Below are 19,636 nucleotides of genomic sequence, written 5' to 3' on the forward strand. Positions count from 1 at the left end.
GCGGGGGGGGGGGGGGGGCTTTTTTTTTTGGTGTGTTGTCGTTTGGGGAGGCGGGAAACAAAAACGCGGGGGGGGGGGGGGGGTGGGGGGGGGGGGGGGGTGTTTTTTTTTTTCTCCCCCCCCCCCCCCCCCCCCCACGACCAGGAGGATTCGGGTCCGGTGGCGTGGGGCGATGGCTCTGACCGGGAGCGTGTGTCACGGGTCCTGAGTGACCTGACCTGGCAAGTAGTCGACTGCTTGCGAGGTGTCTGCACCGCGAACCAAGAGGACAAAGGCTGCAATGAAAGGTCCTTTCCTTGCAAAATTTGCAAGGAAAGGACCTTTCATAGCGTCCCGTAGGAGGGGTCAGGCGACCGTCAGGCGGTTCTCGAAGGTCTCCACGAGCTTGCGCCACTCGGACTGCTCCGCGTCGAACGGGGCACTCGGCTCGAGGCGCGTGGGGTCCGGCCGCAGCACGAACGACACCAGCCAGCCGAGGCTTTCGTTGGCGGCCAGCGCGGTTTCGACGCTGTCGTCCTCGGCCCATTCGGCGGCGTCGGTGATCAGCTCGACGGCCAGCTCCAGCTGGGTCGGGTCGATCGACTCCGGGCCCTCGGCGATGTCGTCGGCGATACCGGTCAGCACGTAGGTGTTCTCGGTGTCGACATCGATCTCGAGCTCGCCCGCGGTGGCCTTCGTGGCCACCTCGTCCCAAGTGGACACTTGGGCGAGGTCGTTGCTCGCCAGGTCCTTGCCGTCCGCGATCGCGCGGATGAGCGCCTTCTCGGAGGTGAAGACGTCGATCTCGCCTTCGCTGCCGAAGAAGATCGGCTTGTCGTCGAGGTAGCAGCGCAGCGTGTAGTACTCGGCGCCGGAGGTGATGATCTTGATCGGGTCGATGCCGACCTCGCCCCAGAAGCCGACGGGCTCGTCGTCTTCCTCGTCCTCGTCGACGTCTTCGAGATCCTCGTCGTCATCGGCGGCGGCTTCGGCTTCGGCGGACTCCGCGAGGAAGGTCGCGAGCTCCTCCGCCGTCTGCTCCAGCACCTTCTCGTCGACGTCGGGAGCGGTCACCAGACCGTCGATCGCGTCGAGCACGGTGTCCCACTTCTCGGAGACCGCCTCCGACAGGTCCGCCCACAGCCGCTCGCCGTCGCGGCCGGTGAAGGGCAGCGTGCCCTGGTCCAGCAGCGAGAAGCTCTCGTGCGCGTCGAGAACCTCGTGGACGTCCTCGAGTTCGCACACGTCCGCGAGCGAACGCACGATGCCGATGATCTCGGCCAGCTCGCCGATCGTCCACTGGTCCGGCTTCTCGGCCACCAGCTCCGGGACGCCGACCAAGTCGAAGGTGTGGTCGTCGTCCGGGATCAGCTCGGGCACGTTCAGCGCCGGCACGACCTCCCACGCGGGGTGGTCGAGCAGATCGTGCTGCTCCGACGTCCGCACGAACGCGGCGAGATGCGCGGCGTCGGGGAAGGCGTACAGGTCTTCCTCGTCGCCGAGGAAGGCTTCCCACTCCTCGCCGTCTTCCCGCCAGCGCGGCGCCCAGAGAGTGACGACGTCACCCTGAGGCAGGCCGAGTTCGATCGGGATGATGTCCTGTGCCATTCCTAAGCCCTCTCGGATTACCGCCTGTGTGCGCGCGACCGGGTGATGCTTGCCCGATTGGATGCGCGGTACCGCGAAGCCTACGGGTTTCCGGCGGAGGGCGCGATCACCCCTGGGCAAGAAGCGACCAACGGATGGCACGATAGGTCCTCTGATGACACTTACAGACCTCCTGCCCGCGGATCCCGACCCCGACTCGCTGTTCGAAGCCTTCTCCACCTGGACGGCCGAGCGCGGGCTCGAGCTGTACCCGGCGCAGGAGGAGGCCATCATCGAAGTGGTCTCCGGCGCGAACCTGATCCTGTCGACACCGACGGGCTCGGGAAAGAGCCTGGTCGCCGTCGGAGCCCACTTCACCGCGCTCGCGCACGGCCGCCGCAGCTACTACACGGCACCGATCAAGGCGCTGGTCTCGGAGAAGTTCTTCCAGCTCATCGAGATCTTCGGCGCGGAGAACGTCGGCATGATGACCGGCGATTCGAGCGTCAACGCCGAAGCGCCGATCATCTGCTGCACGGCGGAAATCCTGGCGAACATGGCGTTGCGGTTCGGTGCCGACGCGCCGGTCGGCCAGGTTGTCGCCGACGAGTTCCACTTCTACTCGGAGCCGGATCGCGGCTGGGCCTGGCAGGTGCCGCTGCTGGAACTGCCGAACGCTCAGTTCGTGCTGATGTCGGCGACGCTCGGCGACGTCTCGTTCTTCGAAAAAGATCTCACCCGCCGGACCGGCCGTCCGACCGCGGTGGTCACCTCGGCGCAGCGGCCGGTGCCGCTCACCTTCCGCTACGCGCTGACGCCGTTGCACGAGACGATGTCCGAGCTGCTCCACGGTGGCCAGTCGCCGGTCTACGTCGTGCACTTCTCGCAGGCCGCGGCGATCGAGCGCGCGCAGACGCTGATGAGCATCAACGTCACCTCCAAGGCGGAGAAGGAGGCCATCGCCGAGATGCTCGGCGACTTCCGCTTCGCCGCCGGGTTCGGGAAGACCCTCTCGCGGCTGGTCCGCCACGGCATCGGCGTGCACCACGCCGGCATGCTGCCGAAGTACCGGCGCCTGGTCGAACAGCTCGCGCAAGCCGGGCTGCTGAAGGTGATCTGCGGGACCGACACCCTGGGCGTCGGGATCAACGTACCGATCCGCACGGTGGTCTTCTCCGCGCTGACGAAGTACGACGGTGTGCGGCAACGGCATCTCAAGGCGCGCGAGTTCCACCAGATCGCCGGTCGCGCGGGCCGCGCGGGCTACGACACCGACGGCTACGTCGTCGTGCAGGCGCCGGACCACGTCGTCGAAAACGCCAAGGCGCTGGAGAAGGCGGGCGACGATCCCAAGAAGAAAAAGAAGATCGTCCGCAAGAAGGCGCCGGAGGGCTTCGTCAACTGGACGGAGAGCACCTTCGACCGGCTGATCGCGGCCGACCCCGAACCGCTCACATCGAGTTTCCAGGTCAGCCACTCGATGCTGCTGAACGTCGTTTCCCGGCCGGGCAACGCGTTCGACTCGATGCGGCATCTGCTGGAGGACAACCATTCCGACCGCGCGACCCAGCGGAAGCTCATCCTGCGCGCGATCGCGATCTACCGCGCGCTGCTCGCGGCGGGTGTCGTGGAGCGGCTCGACGAACCCGACGAGCAGGGCCGGATCGTGCGGCTCACCGTCGACCTGCAGTTCGATTTCGCGCTGAACCAGCCGCTTTCGCCGTTCGCGCTGGCCGCGATCGAGCTGCTCGACGTCGACTCGCCATCCTATCCGCTCGACGTCGTATCCATTGTGGAATCCACAGTGGACAACCCGAGGCCGGTCCTTTCGCAGCAGCAGTTCAAGGCGCGCGGCGAGGCCGTGCAGGCGATGAAGGCCGAGGGCATCGAATACGACGAGCGGATGGAACTGCTCGAAAACGTCACCTATCCGAAGCCGCTGGAGGAACTGCTCGAGGCGGCGTATTCCCGCTATCGGCAAGGGCATCCGTGGGTCGACGACTACGAGCTCAAGCCGAAGTCCGTCGTGCGCGACATGTACGAGCGCGCGATGAACTTCGTGGAGTACATCGGTTTCTATCAGCTCGCCCGCTCGGAAGGGTTGGTGCTGCGGTATCTCACCGACACCTACGACTCGCTCCGGCACACGGTCCCCGACGAGGCCAAGACCGAGGGGTTGCAGGACCTCATTGAATGGCTGGGAGAACTGGTCCGCCAGGTCGACTCCAGCCTCCTCGACGAATGGGAAGCCTTGCGGCATCCCGAGGAGGGCGGCCCGGTCTCGACCCGGCCGCCGTCGGAGCCGCCCGCGGTCACGCGGAACGAGCGCGCCTTCCGGGTACTCGTGCGGAACGAGTTGTTCCGCCGGGTCGAGCTCGCTTCGCGGCGTTCCTATCACACGCTCGGCGAGCTCGACGCCGCGTCGGGCTGGGACGCGGACGCGTGGGAAGACGCCATCGAGGACTACTTCGACGAGCACGAAACCCTCGGCATCGGCCCGGACGCACGTGGGCCTCAGTTGCTGATCATCGAGAAGGAGGCGGAGAGCTGGCGGGTGCGGCAGATCTTCGACGATCCTGCGGGTGACCACGACTGGGGTATCAGCGCCGAGGTCGACCTGGCGGCGTCGGACGAGGCGGGGTTCGCGGTCATCCGGATCACCGCTGTCGACCGGCTCTGACGGCGGTCGCGTCCGCTCGCTCAAGCGCCACGAAAGAGCCTTTCATGGCGTCGGTGCCGGGACCTCGGCCGCGACCGGGCGAAGCTGACGCCGTCGCCGGACCAGCTGAACGATCAACACGATCAGCGAGAGTGCCGGCAACGGGAAGCCGAGGATCAGGCCGATCGTGATGTCCGCGAGCGGCGCCGCGACGGCGGCGACGAACACCCACGTCGGCGCCGTCGGCAGCTTCGCGCCGGACCGGACCTTGCCCCACGGCTTCGCGATCGAGAGCCACGCCTGGAACGCGATCGCGCTCGCCATCAACGCGGTGCCGACGACCTGTGCCAGTGGCACCGGTTCGGGGTCCCCGGCCCGCGCCGCCGCCACGGAGTCCTGCAAAGCGCCGGAAAGCAGGAAGATCCCGGCGTAGAGCTGGACGAGCGTGATCACGAACTTCGCCAGCACCCACCAATGCCGCGTGAAACCCCAGGCCGTCGCCGCGGCGAGCATGAAGCCGGTGAAGGCCGACGCGTTGGCGAGCGGGGCCAGCAGGAGGGTGTCGATCTCGTGCGCCATCGACGTCGCGGCGACGCGGATCTCGCCGTCTTCGGTCGCCCGGCTGATCGCCAACAGGGTGAACAGCGCCAAGGCCTGTCCCATCCAGCCCACCGACGTGATGACGTGCAGCCACACGGTCATTTGCCGCCATCGTTGCTTTTTCACGCCGCACAGGCTCGCCTGCGCACCCCGCCCGGCACATCGGGGACGACCCTGAAATCACACCGGAAGGGGCGGGAAACAGGCCTGGGCGTCGTGGCCGTCGAACCACAGCCCGACCATGAACGCCATCGTCGCCTCCATGAGCTTCGCCCGGTCGAGTCCACCGGCGTTCAGTGGCGTGCACCCGATGTCGCGAACCAGCTCGCTCACCTCGTCGACCTTGTCGCCGCAGAGCGGCACCGCCAGCGGACGGCCGTCGAACACCGGCGGAGTCATCCGCCAGACGTCCACATGGCACAGGTTGAACGCCTTGACGACATGCGCTCCCGGCGCAGCGGCGGCGATCCGCGCGGCCTGGTCGGGGATCGTGAGCGTGGCGCCGGGGCCGACCGCGTTGGTGCAGTCGATCAGCACCTTCCCGGTGAGCTCCGCCGCGGCGGCGAGGACTTCCGTCACCGACGCGGCGGGGACGGCGAGCAGGATCACGTCACTGGCGCGGGCGGTCTCCGCCCAGGTCCCCACCCGCGGGGAGATCTCGGCGGCCTTGGCCCGGTCGCGGGCGGCGACCATCACCTCGTGCCCGGCCCTGTCCCACTGGCCACCGAGCGCCTCCGCCATCCCGCCCGCGCCGAAGATACCGATACGCATGCTGCTCCTTAAGATCGAGTGGACAGCACGACGGTAGAAAGCCGCGCGGGTACCGAATGGTTACCGGAGGTCCGATGAACGACGTCTTCCTCGCCGATTGCCGTGCCCGGCTGGCGTTCGACCTGATGGCGAACACGTGGAACCCGGTCGTGCTCTGGGCCTTGCGCGACGGCGCGCTGCGGCCTGCCGAGTTGCGCCGACGGCTGGGCGGGATCAGCACGAAGGTGCTCACGGAGACGGTCCGGCGGCTGGAGTTCAACGGTCTGGTCAGCAGGCGCGACTGTGGCCGGACGGCGAAGGTCGAGTACTCGCTGACGGATCTCGGGACCAGCCTCCTGGGGCCGATCGAGGCCTTCGGGGAGTGGGCGTTCCGGCATGGCGAAGACGTGATGGCGGCGCAAGACAAAGCAACCGGTTTCGCGATCTCGCGTGACTGAACGGCGATCTCGCGTGATCAGAAGCGGATCTCGCGTGATTGGGCGGCGATCACGTGAATGCGGCTAGGCGAGCGGGCGGGCTGCGGCGAGTTCAAGGAGCGGAAGCGCCGCGGCGGCATCGGTGATGAGCGTCGAGACCATGCCGGAGCGGAGCACGGCGTCTATCGCTTCGGCCTTCGGTTCCGTGTAGCCCAGCGCGATCACCTCGGGAACGGCCAGCAGCTCTTCGGCGCTGATGGCCAGGACGTGGTGGGCCAGTCCGGTGGACATCGGCGTGCCGTCGGCGTCGAACAGCCGCGCGGACACTTCGGCTTTCGCGCCGCGTTTCGCGATGGCGACGCGTTCGGCTTCGTCGAGCGCGTCGTAAACCGTCGACTCCTCGGGTTTCCACGCGCCGATGCTGACGACCGCCTTGGTCAGGTTCTTGAACTGCCCGAAGGTCTCCGCGATCCCTGGCTGCCTTCGCAACGTCTCGGTGGTGCGGCGATCGGGGAGGACGAGCGGGCCGAAGATCGGGTACGCCTGCCCGCCGGAGACGGAGGCGACCCGGCTGACCGTCTCCACCGACCGGTCCCGCATGTCCATCCCCGCCTGCACTCCGCACAGTTGCACGACCGGACAGCGCGGCAGCGACTGGATGGCGTCGGTCATCGCGTTCACGGAACGTGCCCAGGACAGGCCGAGGACGTCGCCGGGAGTGATGATTTCGGTCAGGAGCCGGGCCGCCAGCGTGCCGATCTTCCGCCGGGCGACTTCGCGGGATTCCGGTTCCGGCGCTCGTTCGAGCACGAGCACCCGGTCCAGCCGGTACGCGATGCGGATCTCCTCGGACAACCCGAGATCCACCGGCGCGGGCAGGTGGAATTCGACCCTGACGATGCCGCTTTCCCTGGCTGTGTCGAGCATCCGCGCGACCTTGAACCGGCTGATGCCGAACTCGTCGGCGATCTCGAGCTTCGACGCGCCCTGTTCGTAGAACCGCCGGGCCACCGCGGCCAGGCGCAAGGACTCCGCCAGGCCGAGAGTCTGCTTGTGAGCGCTCATCTGAGCACTATAACGCGAAATCCAGGCGAAAGGTTGACGTAACACCAGGGAAAAGTTCACCATGCCTGGACATGCAGTCCGAAGCATAAGCCTGCCCCGCTCGTTTGAGCGGAGAGAAGAGGAGCTGGCATGCGTGCCGCGATCGTGGACAAGCCCGGGGAGATCAGGGTCGGCGAGGTGCCCGATCCGAAACCGGGGGATCGCCAGGTCGTCGTCAAAGTGGGTGCGTGCGGGATCTGCGGCACCGACCTCCACATCGCCGACGGGCACTTCCCGCCGACGCCGTATCCGATCGTCCCCGGCCACGAGTTCGCCGGCGAGATCGTCGAACTCGGCGCCGACGTTCCGGGTGGCTGGCAGGTCGGTGATCGCGTCGCCGTCGATCCGTCGCTGTTCTGCGGCTACTGCAAGCCTTGCCGGTCCGGCCGCGGCAACCTCTGCGAGAACTGGAACGCGACCGGAGACACCGTGAACGGCGCTTTCGCCGAGTACGTCGCCGTTCCCTCCGCCAACTGCTACCGCATGCCGGACACGATGACCTGGGAACAGGGCGCGCTGGTCGAACCGGTTTCCTGCGCCGTCCACGGGGTGCGCCGGATCGGTGTCGAGGCGGGGGAGCGGTTCCTCGTCGTCGGCGCGGGCACGATGGGGCTGATCATGCAGCAGCTGCTGCAGCGGGCAGGCGCCCACGTCACGGTGGTCGACCGCAACACCTCACGGCTCGGCCGCGCCATGGACCTCGGTGCGGCCGCGGTCGCGGGTGACGTGAAGGATCTCGACGACGAGAAGTTCGACGCCGCGGCGGACTGCACCGGCGCCGCGCCTGCCATCGAGGCCGCTTTCGACTCGCTTCAGCGCGGAGGTCGTCTGCTGGTCTTCGGGGTCGCGCCCGCCGAAGCACGCGTCGCGCTTTCTCCGTTCAGGATCTACAACGACGAGATCACCGTCGTCGGCTCGATGGCCGTCATGAACAGCTACGGCGCCGCGCTCGACCTCGTCGCCGACGGCGCCATCGACACCGGCGCGCTCCTCACCGACACCCTGCCGCTGGAGCGGTATCCCGACGCGCTCGCCCTCATGCGCAGCGGTGCCGGGCTGAAGGTCCAGGTGCTACCGGGAGGCGAAAGTGCGTAAAACAGCCGCTCTGCTCGCGGTTCTCCTGCTGACCCTCACCGGTTGCGCCGGTGCGGGCGCGCTCGGGAACGGCGACCGGACGCTCGTCGTCGCGATCGTCGCGAATCCGCAGATGAAGGACGCCATCGAACTCTCCGGCGAGTTCGAGAAGGCGAATCCCGGCGTCACCCTCAAATTCGTGTCGCTGCCGGAAAACCAGGCCCGCGCGAAGATCACCGCGTCGACGGCCACCGAAGGCGGCGAGTTCGACGTCGTCATGATCAGCAACTACGAGGCGCCGCAGTGGGCGGCGAACGGCTGGCTCGAAGACCTCGGACCGCATATCGCGGCGAATCCCTCGTACGATTCGGCCGACTTCATCCCGAGCATCAAGGAATCCTTGTCGCACAACGGTTCCCTCTACGCGGTGCCGTTCTACGGCGAATCGTCGTTCCTGGCCTACCGGAAGGATCTGTTCGAGCGGGCCGGGCTCACGATGCCCGCCAAACCGACGTGGTCGCAGATCGCGGAGTTCGCGGCGAAACTCGACGACAAGGCCAAGGGGATCGCGGGAATCTGCCTGCGCGGCAAGCCGGGCTGGGGCGAGAGCCTCGCGCCGTTCACTACGGTCGCCAACACCTTCGGCGCGCAATGGTTCGACAAGGACTGGAACGCGAAGCTGGACAGTCCCGAGTTCAAGGCCGCCGCGGAGTTCTACGTGAACCTGGTGCGGCAGCACGGTGAGGTCGGCGCGTCCAGCGCGGGCTTCTCCGAATGCGGCACGCGGTACACCCAGGGCCAGGCCGCGATGTGGTACGACGCCACGGTCATGGCCGGGACCAACGAGGACCCGTCGGCCAGCAAGATCGTCGGGAAGTCCGGATACGCCCCGGCGCCGGTGGAGAAGACGCAGGCGAGCGGCTGGCTCTACACCTGGGCGCTGGCGATCCCGAAGGTCGCCAAGGACAAGGACGCCGCCTGGAAGTTCATGTCCTGGATGACCGACAAGGCCTACGTGCAGCGCGTCGCCAAGGAGTACGGCGACTGGAACCGGGTGCCGCCGGGCGTGCGGAAGTCGACCTACGACATCCCCGAGTACCGCGAGGCCGCCAAGGCCTACGCGCAGCCGACGCTGGACGGGATCGCGGACGCCGACCAGCGCAAGGCGATGGTGCATCCGGTGCCCTACCCCGGAATCCAGTTCGTCGGCATCCCCGAGTTCCAAGATCTCGGCACGCGCGTGAGCCAGCAGCTTTCGGCAGCGATCGCGGGCCAGATCACCGTGGACGAAGCCTTGAAGCAATCACAGGAGTACGCGCAGACCGTCGGTAAGTCGTATCAGGAGGTGCAGTGATGGCCACGCTCTCCGCTCCTGCCCGCACCGAGCCCGCCCACGCCAAGGCGGCGGCTGGAAAGCGCGGCACCGACACCCCGTTCAAACGACGGCTGCCACTGCTGCCCGCGTTGCTGTTCGTCGTCGCCGTGACACAGCTTCCGTTCCTGCTGACGGTGTTCTACTCGTTCCAGTCATGGAACCTGGTGCGGCCCGGCTCGCGGCATTTCGTCGGACTGCGGAACTACATCGACGTCTTCGCCGACTCGACGTTCCTGGCGGCGTTGCTGAACACCGTCGTGCTCACGGTCGTCTGCGTCTTCGTCTCGCTGCTGCTCGGCCTGGGGCTGGCGATCCTGCTGGACCGCAAGTTCCTCGGCCGCGGGGTGGTCCGGACGCTGCTGATCACGCCGTTCCTCATCCTGCCCGCGGCGGGCGCGCTGCTGTGGAAGACGACGATGTTCGACCCGACCTACGGGCTGCTGCATTTCGTGTTCGGCACGGACGTCGACTGGCTTTCGGAGTTCCCGCTCGCGGCGGTGATGGCACAGGTGGTCTGGCAGTGGACGCCGTTCATGATGCTGCTGATCCTGGCCGGGCTGCAGAGCCAGCCCAAGGACGTGCTGGAGGCCGCGGCCGTCGACGGGGCGGGCCGCTGGCGGACGTTCACCTCGATCACGTTGCCGCATCTGAGCCGGTTCCTCCAGCTGGCGACACTGCTGGGGGCGATCTACATCGTGAACAGCTTCGACGCGATCTTCCTGATGACACAGGGTGGTCCGGGTACGGCGAGCACGAACCTGCCCTTCTACATCTATCAGCGCGCGTTCCAAGGTTTCGACATCGGGCAGTCGTCCGCGATGGGCGTCATCGTCGTGATCCTGACGATGATCGTCGCGACCTTCGCGCTGCGGCTGATGTTCCGCACGTTCTCGGTCCAGGGAGGCGCGAAATGAAGAGCCGCTTCGGCCCGGGCGCGCTGACGGTCGCGACCTGGGTGATCGCGATCCTGTTCGTGTTCCCACTGCTGTGGATGATCCTCACGGCCTTCAAACAGGAGGCCGACGCCTACACCGATCCGCCGCGCCTGTTCTTCACCCCGACGCTCGACCAGTTCGCCGGCGTGCTCGAACGCGGCTTCCTGCCGTACCTCTCGAACTCCGCGTTCGTCACCATCGTGTCGACGGTGTTCGTGCTGCTGCTGGGCATCCCGGCGGCGTACGCGCTGTCGCTGGCGCCGGTGAAGGGGACGAGCAACGCGCTCGGCTTCTTCCTGTCGACGAAGATGCTGCCGATCGTGGCGGCGATCATCCCGCTGTACGTGATCTCGCAGAACACTCGGCTGCTCGACAACGTCTGGGCGCTGATCATCCTGTACACCTCGATGAACCTGCCGCTGGCCATCTGGATGATGCGGTCGTTCTTCCTCGAAGTGCCGCACGAGATGATCGAAGCCGCCCGGATCGACGGCGCGACCCTGCCGGTGCTGCTGCGGAAGATCATCATGCCGGTCGTCGCGCCGGGAGTGGCCGCGACCGCGCTGATCTGCGTGATCTTCTCGTGGACCGAGTTCTTCTATTCGGTCAACCTCACCGCCGCGAGGGCGGGGACCGTGCCGGTGTTCCTGGTCGGGTTCATCACCAGCGAAGGGCTGTACTGGGCGCAGCTGTCCGCCGCGGCCCTGCTCGCGTCGCTGCCGGTGATGATCGTCGGCTGGATCGCGCAGAACCACCTGGTGCGGGGCCTGTCCATGGGTGCGGTCAAGTAAGGGCTCGTGAGTGATTTGGGTCGTTATTGAGGGGTAAGGCAAAGGTGGCGTGGTGGGTGGTAAGTCCGTGAAGGCCTCCTTGAGGGACTCTGGGTCCCTCAAGGAGGCCTTCACGGACTTCAAGACGGGACGTTGATGTCACAGCCGTCCCACTGTCACCAGGGATCACGCCTGACGGTAGTGAAGGGCTCCTTCACTACCGTCAGCGTAGGCAAGGAAGCCTTCACCACCAGGGAAACGCGTAGGCAGCAGCGACCACAGCCCGCGACACGACACGTTTGACTTACCCCTCAATAGAACGACCCAAATCACTCACGAGACCGATCGGTTACGCGAGCGAGATCGCCTGGCTCGGGCAGATGTGCTCGGCGGTGCGCGCGTTCTTCTCCGCGTCGCTCCCTTGGGGCTCCGGGACCAGCACGATGACGGTCCCGTCGTCCTCGCTCTGATCGAACAGATCGGGATCGGTGAGCACGCATTGGCCCGCGCCCACACACCTACCGGCGTCCGCGATGATCTTCATGGCTCCTCCTACCAGGTGACCGGAAGCGCGTGGAGGCCGTAGATCGACGAATCGTGCTTGAACGGCAGTTCGTCGATCGGAACGGCGACCCGGATGTCCGGGATACGCCGGAACAACGTATCGAACACGATCTGAAGTTCCATCCGCGCCAGATTCTGGCCGAGACACTGGTGCGCCCCGAAACCGAACGCCACGTGGTGCCGCGCGCCGCGTTCGATGTCGAAGTCGTCGGGGTTCTCGAAGCCGTCCGGGTCGTGGTTGCCGGCGTTGCTCAGGCCGACCACGCCCTCACCGGCGCGGATGAGCGTGCCGCCGATCTCGACGTCGGCCGTGGCGAAGCGCGAGGTGGCTACCTCCGCGATGGTGTGGACCCGCAGGAGTTCTTCGATGGCGGGAAGGGTCTTGTCCGGGTCGGCCTTGATCTTCGCCAGCTGATCGGGGTTCTCCAGCAGGGTCACCGTGCCGAGCGAGATCATGTTCGCCGTCGTCTCGTGCCCGGCGACGAGCAGCAGGAACGCCAAGCCGACGAGTTCCCCATGGTCGGCGTTGCCGGACTCCCGCTGCTTCAGGATCTGGCGGCCGAGGAGGTCCTCCTCGGTGGGATTCGCCTCCTTCTTGGTGACGAGTTCGTCGAGATAGCCTTCGAGCTGCTCGAACCCCGACTGCCGTTCTTCGGCACTGACCTCCCGGCTGAGCATCTTGGAACTGCAGGACTGGAAGAAGTCATGGTCGGCGTAGGGGACGCCGAGCAGTTCGCAGATCACCAGCGACGGAACCGGCAGCGAAAGGGCTTTGACGAGGTCGGCGGGCTTAGGACCGGCGAGCAGGGCGTCGATGTGCTCGTCGACGATCTGCTGGATCCGCGGCTCCAGCGCCTTCATGCGCTTGACCGTGAATTCGCCGACGACCTCACGCCTGGCCCTGCCGTGCTCCGGCGGGTCCATCGCGATGAGGGACGGCCGGAACTCGTTGTCGTCCCGGCGGATCGGCCGCGGCGCCATCAGCGGGAACGACGGATTCCGCCGGTCGGAACTGAAATGCGGGCTGCTCAGCATTTCGCGGATGTCTTCGAGCCTGGTCAGTGCCCATGCCGTCTGTCCGGAAGGGAGATTGACCCGCGAAATCGGACTTTCCTCGCGCAGCTTCTGGTATTCGGGAGGTGGCGAAAACGGGCACTTTCGCGCCAGAGGCAGGGTGGTGGCGGTGGTTTCCTCGACGTCGGTCATCGGGTCGTCCTTCCCCGGGTGTCGGGTGAGTACGGGTGAAATCGGACAGGGGCCCCATAAAACGTATGCGGATGGTTTTATTCCGCTTATGCCACCAAGGTACTCAAGTGGAGGCTGGTCGTCCACTCGCGAAGGGGTGGTTCCGCGTGAAGCGTGAAGCGCCCGTTCGTCCGTGCGAGAATCACGGCGCCGAACCATCCGTGAGAGGCGAGGACATGACAGCCGACCCCGAGACCCGCTTGCGTGCCGACGCGCGCCGGAACCGGGATCAGATCCTGGCCGCCGCGAGGGTGATCTTCGCAGCCCAGGGCGCCGAGGTCCCGATGGAAGAGATCGCGCGGGCGGCGGGCGTCGGCGTCGGCACGCTCTACCGTCGTTTCCCGGATCGGGACGCGCTGATCCGGGCTGTCGCCGTCGACAACTTCGACAGGGTCCTCAAGGACGCGAAGGCGGCGAAGGACCAGGAGTCCTCTGATTGGGAGGCGCTGATCCGGCTGCTGCACCAATCGATGGAACTTCAGTTGAGCATTCAACTCGCGATGGTGTCACCGCGGGCGCACGCGATCCTGAGGAGCGATCCCGCGGTCAAGGCCTTGCGGGACGACCTGCTGGTGGTGCTGGGCGGCTTCGTCCAGGGCGCGCAGGCGGAGGGCAAGCTGCGGACGGACGTCGCCACCGGCGATGTCGCGATGCTGTTCGCGACGTTGCTGCGGCAGATGCCGGGTAAGGGCAAAGAGGTCGCGCGGATGGCGACCCGGCGCTGCATCGGGATCATGATCGACGGCTTGCGGGCCGCCGGGCCGAACGAGCCGCTGCCGGGCCGGGCGCTGACCAGCGCCGACCTGGACCCGAGTCACTGAAAGCCCGTGAAGGCCTCCTTCCCTACCCTCAAAGTAGGGAAGGAGGCCTTCACGGCAAGCTCGCATTTAGAGGACTAAATGCGGGAAGTGGCTAGACGCCCAGCGGGTGCCAGACGGTCTTCGCCTCCAGATACCGGCGTAGCCGCGCGATGTCGGCGTCGGCCGTCCAGTCCGGTTCGGCGTCCGGCACGGTCAGGACACGCTTCACGGTGCCCGCGGCGTCGCGCGCCAGGTCCGCGCGGGCGGACGGCTCCGCGCCTGTCGGGTCGAGGGCGTTGACGTCCCCGTGCGAGGCCAGCCACGAGCCCAGCTCCGAAGCCCGGCCCGTCAGGATGTTCGCCACGCCACCCGGCAGATCGGACGTCGCCAGTACCTCCGACAGGGTGATCGCGGGCAGCGGCCGCTCCGCGCTGGAGACGACCACGGCGGTCGAGCCCGTCGCCAGCACCGGGGCGAGCACGCTCACCAGACCCAGCAACGACGACTGCTGCGGCGCCAGCACGCCGACGACACCGGTCGGCTCGGGCACGGTGAAGGAGAAGTACGGGCCCGCGACGGGGTTGGCCCCGCCGAGCACGGTCGCGATCTTGTCCGTCCAGCCCGCGTACCAGACCCAGCGGTCGATCGAAGCGTCCACAAGGGACTGTGCCTTCTTCGCCGCGATGCCTTCGGAAGCGGCTACCTCCGCGACGAACTGCTCGCGGCGGCCTTCCAGCATCTCCGCGACCCGGTAGAGCACCTGGCCGCGGTTGTAGGCGGTCGCCGACGACCAGCCGCCGAAAGCCTTGCGGGCGGCGGAAACCGCGTCACGGACGTCCTTGCGGGACGCGTGCGAGGCGTTGGCGAGGAAGTTGCCCTTGGCGTCGGTGACCGGGTACACGCGCCCCGACTCCGACCGGGGGAACTTGCCGCCGATGTAGAGCTTGTAGGTCTTCGCCACCGAAATACGGTCAGACATCGAGGTAGGCCTCCAGTCCGGTGCGTCCGCCTTCGCGGCCGAAACCCGACTCCTGGTAGCCGCCGAACGGCGCGGCGGGATCGAAGCGGTTGAACGTGTTGGCCCAGACGACGCCGGCGCGGAGCTGGTTCGCCATCCACAGGATGCGCGAACCCTTCTCGGTCCAGATACCGGCGGAGAGCCCGTACGGCGTGTTGTTCGCCTTGGTGACGGCTTCCTCCGGGGTGCGGAAGGTCAGCACCGACAGCACCGGCCCGAAGATCTCCTCGCGGGCGATGCGCATCGACTGCTGGACGTCCGAGAACACCGTGGGAGCGAAGAAGAATCCACGTTCGGGCACCGGGCACGGGCTGGTCCAGCGCTCCGCGCCTTCGGCGTCGCCGGATTCCACGAGGCCCTTGATCTTCGCGAGCTGCTCGGCGGAGTTGATCGCGCCGATGTCGGTGTTCTTGTCCAGCGGGTCGCCCAGCCGCAGGGTCGAAACGCGGTAGCGGAGCTTTTCGAGCACCTCCTCGGCGATGGACTCCTGCACCAGCAGCCGCGAGCCCGCGCAGCAGACGTGGCCCTGGTTGAAGAAGATCCCGTTGACGATCCCCTCGACGGCCTGGTCCAGCGGGGCGTCATCGAAGACGACGTTCGCCGCCTTGCCGCCCAGTTCCAGCGTCAGCTTCTTCGCGCTACCCGCGATCTGGCGCTGGATGGCCTTGCCGACGTCGGTCGATCCGGTGAACGCGACCTTGTTGACGTCGCCGTGGCCCACCAGGGCTGCGCCGATGTCCCCGGCGCCGGGCAGGATGTTGACCACGCCGGGCGGGAGTTCGGCCTGCTGGCAGATCTCCGCGAACACCAGCGCGGTCAGCGGCGTGGTCTCCGCGGGTTTGAGCACCACCGTGTTGCCGGTGGCCAGTGCGGGCGCGATCTTCCACGCGAGCATGAGCAGCGGGAAATTCCACGGGATGACCTGACCGGCGACCCCGAGCGGCCGCGGGTTCGGGCCGTAGCCGGCGTAGTCGAGCTTGTCGGCCCAGCCCGCGTGGTAGAAGAAGTGTGCGGCCGCCGTCGGCACGTCGGAATCCCGCGATTCCTTGATCGGCTTGCCGTTGTCGAGACTTTCCAGCACGGCCAGCTCGCGCGACCGTTCCTGGATCAGCCGGGCGATGCGGAAGAGGTACTTGGCGCGTTCGGAGCCCGGCATCTTGGACCAGACGCCGTTGTAGGCCTTGCGCGCGGCCTTCACCGCGGTGTCCACATCGGACACCGACGCGGTGCCGACCTCGGCGAGCACCTCTTCGGTGGCCGGGTTGATCGTCTTGAGCGGCTCGCCGGAGCCGTCGACGAACTCACCGTTGACGAACGGCCGGTAATGCGGTTTGAGATTCGCGAGGTCGCGCGATTCGGGCGCGGGCGCGTACTCGAAGATGCCCATGGTCAGTCCACCGTCACGTAGTCGGGACCGCTGTAGTGGCCGTCGGCCTGGGTGCGGCGCTGCAGCAGGAGGTCGTTGAGCAGGCTGGACGCGCCGAACCGGAACAGGTCCGGGGTCAGCCACTGCTCGCCGGCGACCTCGTGCACCGCGACCAGGTACTTGATCGCGTCCTTGGTCGTCCGGATGCCGCCGGCGGGTTTGACGCCGCGCAGCTCACCGGTCTGGACGAACCAGTCGCGGACGGCCTGCAGCATCACATGCGTGACCGGCAGCGTCGCGGCGGGGGAGACCTTGCCGGTGGAGGTCTTGATGAAGTCGCCACCGGCCAGCAGCGCGAGCCAGGAGGCGCGGCGGACGTTGTCGTAGGTGGCCAGCTCGCCGGTTTCGAGGATGACCTTCAGATGCGCGTCGCCACAGGCGGCCTTGATGGCCTGGATCTCCTCGAAGACCGCCATGAAGCGGCCCTCCAGGAACGCGCCCCGATCGATCACCATGTCGATCTCGGCGGCACCGGCGTCGACGGCGATCTTGGTGTCGGCCAGCTTGATCTCACGGCTCGTGCGGCCCGCCGGGAAGCCGGTGGCGACACTCGCGACGTGGATGCCGGTGCCGCGCAGCGCCTCGACAGCCGTCTCGACCATGTCCGGGTACACGCAGACGGCCGCGACCTTCGGCGTGTCCGGCCGGTCCGGGTCCGGCCGCGTGGCCTTCGCGGCGAGCGCGCGGACCTTGCCGCGGGTGTCGGCGCCTTCGAGGGTCGTCAAGTCGACCATCGAGATGGCGGTGTCGATCGCCCAGAGCTTGGCGGCCTTCTTGATGCTGCGCGTGCCGAGGCCCGCCGCTCGCTGCTCGACGCCGACCTGGTCGACACCAGGCAGCCCGTGCAGGAACCGGCGCAGGCTCGCCTCGTCGCGAGTCGCGTCCGCCAGCGGCGACGGGGTGGCCGTCGCCGCTGACGAGCTGGTCGTAGCTGTCATACGGGTGAGTGTAGGCGGCCTACAGGCTGGGCACCGGGGCCTGGGCGGTGGCCCTGGCCGGGATCACCGGCGCGCAGAACTCGCTGATCATCGGCAGCTGGCGCTTGAGCGCGGCGTCCGGCGACGCGGTGAGGTCCACCGTGGCCAGCGTGGAGATGTTCTTGCCGGACTCGTCGTGGAAGCTTTGGGTGTTGAAGCCCGGCAGATCGCCCCCATGGCCCCAGATGGTGATGTCCTCGGCGCAGACGCCCGCGGTCTTGAGGTTCAGCTTCATCAAGCCGAGGCCGTACTCCATGACGCCGCCGGCCGGGACGGTCTTCTTCATCTGCGTCATCAGGTCCGCGGGAAGCAGGCGGCCGCCGAACAGCGCCTCGAAGAAGCGGTTGAGGTCCTTGCCCGAGGACACGATGCCGCCCGCGCCGAAGTAGCGCGAGTAGTTGTAGGTGGTGACGTCGGTGAGGCCACGCGGCGCGTCGTACAGCTGCTCGTAGCCGTGGGCTGCCGGGCGGAGCAGGACCGGGAAGTCGCGGGGGAGCGAGGTGTCGCGCAGATGCAGCGGCCCGGTGACGCGCTCGGTCAGCACCCGTTCCAGCGGCTTCCGGGTGGTCTTCTCGACGAGCAGGCCGAGGACGTTGTAGCCGGTGTTGGAGTACCCCCAGCCCGTTCCTGGCTTGAACTGCAGCGGCTGCTTCGACGTGCTCAGCCGGATCTGGCCTTCACTGCCGAAGTGCTCGAAGCGCTCGGTGTCGATCTCCGGTCCCGTCGCCCAGGAATCCCCGGGAAGCAGGTCACGCGGGAGACCGCTGGTGTGCTGCAGCAGCTGGCGGACGGTGAGCGGCTCCGGGTACGGCAAGAGTCCCGGCAGGTAGCGCTGGACGGGTTCGTCCAGACCCACGCGGTTCTCCGCCACGAGCTGAAGGACCAGCGTCGCGACGAACACCTTGGACACACTCGCGACCCGCCAGCGTCCCGAAGCGTCGGGCTTGCCCGGGCGGTCGACGTTCGCGACGCCGCTGACGCCGCGGAAGTCGTCGGCGACGGCGACCATGCCGGGGATGCCCGCGGCGACGGCCGCGTCCATCGCGCTCTGGCGCGGGTCGGTCTTCCCGGCGGCCGCCGCCGGGAAGGCGGTGACGGAAAGCAGTGCGGCACAAGCGATCGCGACGAAACTTCGGCGCATGCGGTGAACTCCCAGGTGTTCAGGTCAGGCTTCCAGTTCGGATACGTCCTTCTTACGCGGTTTCCGCTTCACGACGACGCCACCCCAGAACGCCAGCCCGGTGATCTTCACCGTCGGCGCTGTCGGCGAGGCCGGGGGCGTCCCGGCGCGGTCCTCCAGTTCGAAGGCACCCATGAAGCCGATTCCGGTGACGTCCACGTTGATGTCGTCGGGCACGATGATGTCGATCCCGCCCATGATCGCGACCGCGGTGATCGTCGAATGCTTCTCGGCGAACCGCGCGTGCCGCAGGTCGAGTTCGGCGCCGCCCCAGAACGCGAAGCTGTTGTGCTGCGGCGGGACGACCCAGCTGCCCTTGCGTGACGCGCCGGACAGCACGGCGATCGACGCGCCGGAGCCGGGATGGCCGCCGATGCGGTCGTCGGGCAGGCCGAGCACGCGCGAGGCCGACGGTTCGATCGCGGACCGGGCTTGTTGAGGCAGATCCGCGGTGACCGGCTTGAGGTCGCCGACGGTTTTGGCCGCGTAGACGGTGGTGAGCCGTTCTTCCAGCTCGTTGATGGTGATGCGCCCCTCGGACATCGCCGTGTGCAGCACCTGCGCGACCTGCTCGCGGTCGGCGTCGGAAATGCGCATCTGTTCGGGGCCCGGCAGGGCCGGCTCTTCGCTCACGCGCAGGAGCCTAGCGCCGGGAGGAGGGCCCGGCGTCCATCTTTTGGCCGACAGTGGGATTCTCCCGTGATGGGGAACTCACTACCTGGTGCGATCGAACTGCCCGATGGGGTCAAGGTGCGCGGACGGGGCCTCGGCAGGCCCTGGCCGGAGGGGCCGGCGCCGGATTTCGGGCTTTACTTGGGCGGCGCGAAGCTGCGCCGGAAACACGACCACAAGCTTGACTGGGACCACGAGTGGATCCGCTGGCCCGATTTCCTGGTGCCGATGGACCGGGCGGAGGCGCGGCGGCAGATCGTGGCCCTGCACGGCCGGGCCGCGGCGGGCGAGAACGTCGAGGTCGCCTGTTACGGCGGGGTGGGGCGGACCGGCACGGTGCTCTCCTGCTTGGCCACGCTTTCCGGGCTGTCCGCCGACGAGGCCGTCGCGTGGGCGCGGGCGAACCACCACGAACGTTCGGTGGAGATGCCGTGGCAGCGCCGCTGGGTCGGCTGGTTCGCGCGGCAGGCCTGACGGGCTAAAT

General features: G+C 67.5%; 19 protein-coding genes. 8 read left to right on the plus strand and 11 right to left on the minus strand.

Annotation, left to right across the window (positions count from 1 at the left end):
* Positions 1-345: 345 nt before the first annotated feature.
* Complete coding sequence (locus ACZ7KI_RS04420) at positions 346-1,587, minus strand: primosomal protein (RefSeq protein ID WP_470271772.1); 1,242 nt, start codon at positions 1,585-1,587, stop codon at positions 346-348.
* Between the two features lie 154 nt (positions 1,588-1,741).
* Here ACZ7KI_RS04420 and ACZ7KI_RS04425 point away from each other — a divergent pair, with 154 nt between their 5' ends.
* Positions 1,742-4,246, plus strand: a complete 2,505-nt coding sequence (locus ACZ7KI_RS04425; protein ID WP_470271773.1) for a DEAD/DEAH box helicase — start codon at positions 1,742-1,744, stop codon at positions 4,244-4,246.
* Positions 4,247-4,288: 42 nt separating this feature from the next.
* On the opposite strand, the gene ACZ7KI_RS04430 is transcribed toward ACZ7KI_RS04425, so the two are convergent.
* Both ACZ7KI_RS04430 and ACZ7KI_RS04435 read right to left on the minus strand, forming a co-directional pair.
* Positions 4,289-4,951 carry a hypothetical protein gene (locus ACZ7KI_RS04430; protein ID WP_470271774.1) on the minus strand — a complete coding sequence of 221 codons (663 nt, stop codon included), beginning with the start codon at positions 4,949-4,951 and terminating at the stop codon, positions 4,289-4,291.
* 54 nt (positions 4,952-5,005) lie between these two features.
* Positions 5,006-5,596: an NADPH-dependent F420 reductase gene (locus tag ACZ7KI_RS04435; RefSeq protein ID WP_470271775.1), complete on the minus strand. Its 591-nt coding sequence runs from the start codon at positions 5,594-5,596 to the stop codon at positions 5,006-5,008.
* Positions 5,597-5,670: 74 nt separating this feature from the next.
* Between ACZ7KI_RS04435 and ACZ7KI_RS04440 the strand changes: the two genes are divergently transcribed.
* Positions 5,671-6,033, plus strand: a complete 363-nt coding sequence (locus tag ACZ7KI_RS04440) for a winged helix-turn-helix transcriptional regulator (RefSeq protein ID WP_470271776.1) — start codon at positions 5,671-5,673, stop codon at positions 6,031-6,033.
* A 63-nt stretch (positions 6,034-6,096) separates the two neighbouring features.
* On the opposite strand, the gene ACZ7KI_RS04445 is transcribed toward ACZ7KI_RS04440, so the two are convergent.
* Complete coding sequence (locus ACZ7KI_RS04445; protein WP_470271777.1) at positions 6,097-7,077, minus strand: sugar-binding transcriptional regulator; 981 nt, start codon at positions 7,075-7,077, stop codon at positions 6,097-6,099.
* 129 nt (positions 7,078-7,206) lie between these two features.
* On the opposite strand from ACZ7KI_RS04445, the gene ACZ7KI_RS04450 reads away from it, so the two are divergent.
* Genes ACZ7KI_RS04450 through ACZ7KI_RS04465 form a run of 4 tightly spaced genes read left to right on the plus strand, consistent with a single transcriptional unit; the run spans position 7,207 to position 11,291 of the window.
* Positions 7,207-8,211, plus strand: a complete 1,005-nt coding sequence (locus tag ACZ7KI_RS04450; RefSeq protein ID WP_470271778.1) for a zinc-dependent alcohol dehydrogenase family protein — start codon at positions 7,207-7,209, stop codon at positions 8,209-8,211.
* Positions 8,204-9,544, plus strand: coding sequence for an ABC transporter substrate-binding protein (locus ACZ7KI_RS04455; protein WP_470271779.1), 1,341 nt, complete (start codon positions 8,204-8,206; stop codon positions 9,542-9,544). Before ACZ7KI_RS04450 ends, ACZ7KI_RS04455 begins: the two co-directional genes overlap by 8 nt.
* Complete coding sequence (locus ACZ7KI_RS04460) at positions 9,544-10,479, plus strand: carbohydrate ABC transporter permease (protein ID WP_470271780.1); 936 nt, start codon at positions 9,544-9,546, stop codon at positions 10,477-10,479. The genes ACZ7KI_RS04455 and ACZ7KI_RS04460 overlap by 1 nt, the downstream gene beginning before the upstream one ends.
* Positions 10,476-11,291 (plus strand): carbohydrate ABC transporter permease, encoded by an 816-nt coding sequence (locus ACZ7KI_RS04465; protein WP_470271781.1) that lies wholly within the window; start codon positions 10,476-10,478, stop codon positions 11,289-11,291. The genes ACZ7KI_RS04460 and ACZ7KI_RS04465 overlap by 4 nt, the downstream gene beginning before the upstream one ends.
* 328 nt (positions 11,292-11,619) lie before the next feature.
* On the opposite strand, the gene ACZ7KI_RS04470 is transcribed toward ACZ7KI_RS04465, so the two are convergent.
* Both ACZ7KI_RS04470 and ACZ7KI_RS04475 read right to left on the minus strand, forming a co-directional pair.
* The gene (locus tag ACZ7KI_RS04470; RefSeq protein ID WP_470271782.1) at positions 11,620-11,814 is read right to left on the minus strand and encodes a ferredoxin; all 195 of its coding nucleotides are present in this window, start codon (positions 11,812-11,814) and stop codon (positions 11,620-11,622) included.
* Positions 11,815-11,822: 8 nt separating this feature from the next.
* Positions 11,823-13,040 (minus strand): cytochrome P450, encoded by a 1,218-nt coding sequence (locus ACZ7KI_RS04475; protein ID WP_470271783.1) that lies wholly within the window; start codon positions 13,038-13,040, stop codon positions 11,823-11,825.
* Positions 13,041-13,255: 215 nt separating this feature from the next.
* Here ACZ7KI_RS04475 and ACZ7KI_RS04480 point away from each other — a divergent pair, with 215 nt between their 5' ends.
* The gene (locus ACZ7KI_RS04480) at positions 13,256-13,900 is read left to right on the plus strand and encodes a TetR/AcrR family transcriptional regulator (protein ID WP_470271784.1); all 645 of its coding nucleotides are present in this window, start codon (positions 13,256-13,258) and stop codon (positions 13,898-13,900) included.
* Between the two features lie 91 nt (positions 13,901-13,991).
* Here the strand turns inward: ACZ7KI_RS04480 and ACZ7KI_RS04485 are convergent, their stop codons facing one another.
* From ACZ7KI_RS04485 to ACZ7KI_RS04505, 5 genes are read right to left on the minus strand one after another with little or no spacing between them, the layout of a single operon-like run.
* The gene (locus tag ACZ7KI_RS04485; protein WP_470271785.1) at positions 13,992-14,858 is read right to left on the minus strand and encodes an aldehyde dehydrogenase family protein; all 867 of its coding nucleotides are present in this window, start codon (positions 14,856-14,858) and stop codon (positions 13,992-13,994) included.
* Entirely contained in the window at positions 14,851-16,284 is a 1,434-nt protein-coding gene (locus ACZ7KI_RS04490) for an aldehyde dehydrogenase family protein (RefSeq protein ID WP_470271786.1), read from the minus strand. Before ACZ7KI_RS04490 ends, ACZ7KI_RS04485 begins: the two co-directional genes overlap by 8 nt.
* 2 nt (positions 16,285-16,286) lie before the next feature.
* Positions 16,287-17,261, minus strand: coding sequence for a deoxyribose-phosphate aldolase (deoC, locus tag ACZ7KI_RS04495; RefSeq protein WP_470271787.1), 975 nt, complete (start codon positions 17,259-17,261; stop codon positions 16,287-16,289).
* Between the two features lie 19 nt (positions 17,262-17,280).
* Positions 17,281-18,441 carry a serine hydrolase domain-containing protein gene (locus ACZ7KI_RS04500; RefSeq protein WP_470271788.1) on the minus strand — a complete coding sequence of 387 codons (1,161 nt, stop codon included), beginning with the start codon at positions 18,439-18,441 and terminating at the stop codon, positions 17,281-17,283.
* A 24-nt stretch (positions 18,442-18,465) separates the two neighbouring features.
* Positions 18,466-19,077: a DUF1707 SHOCT-like domain-containing protein gene (locus ACZ7KI_RS04505; RefSeq protein WP_470271851.1), complete on the minus strand. Its 612-nt coding sequence runs from the start codon at positions 19,075-19,077 to the stop codon at positions 18,466-18,468.
* 105 nt (positions 19,078-19,182) lie between these two features.
* Here ACZ7KI_RS04505 and ACZ7KI_RS04510 point away from each other — a divergent pair, with 105 nt between their 5' ends.
* Positions 19,183-19,626, plus strand: coding sequence for a protein-tyrosine phosphatase family protein (locus ACZ7KI_RS04510; RefSeq protein ID WP_470271789.1), 444 nt, complete (start codon positions 19,183-19,185; stop codon positions 19,624-19,626).
* The last annotated feature ends 10 nt before the right edge of the window (positions 19,627-19,636 follow it).

This window comes from Amycolatopsis sp. NPDC039088 (assembly GCF_055598845.1).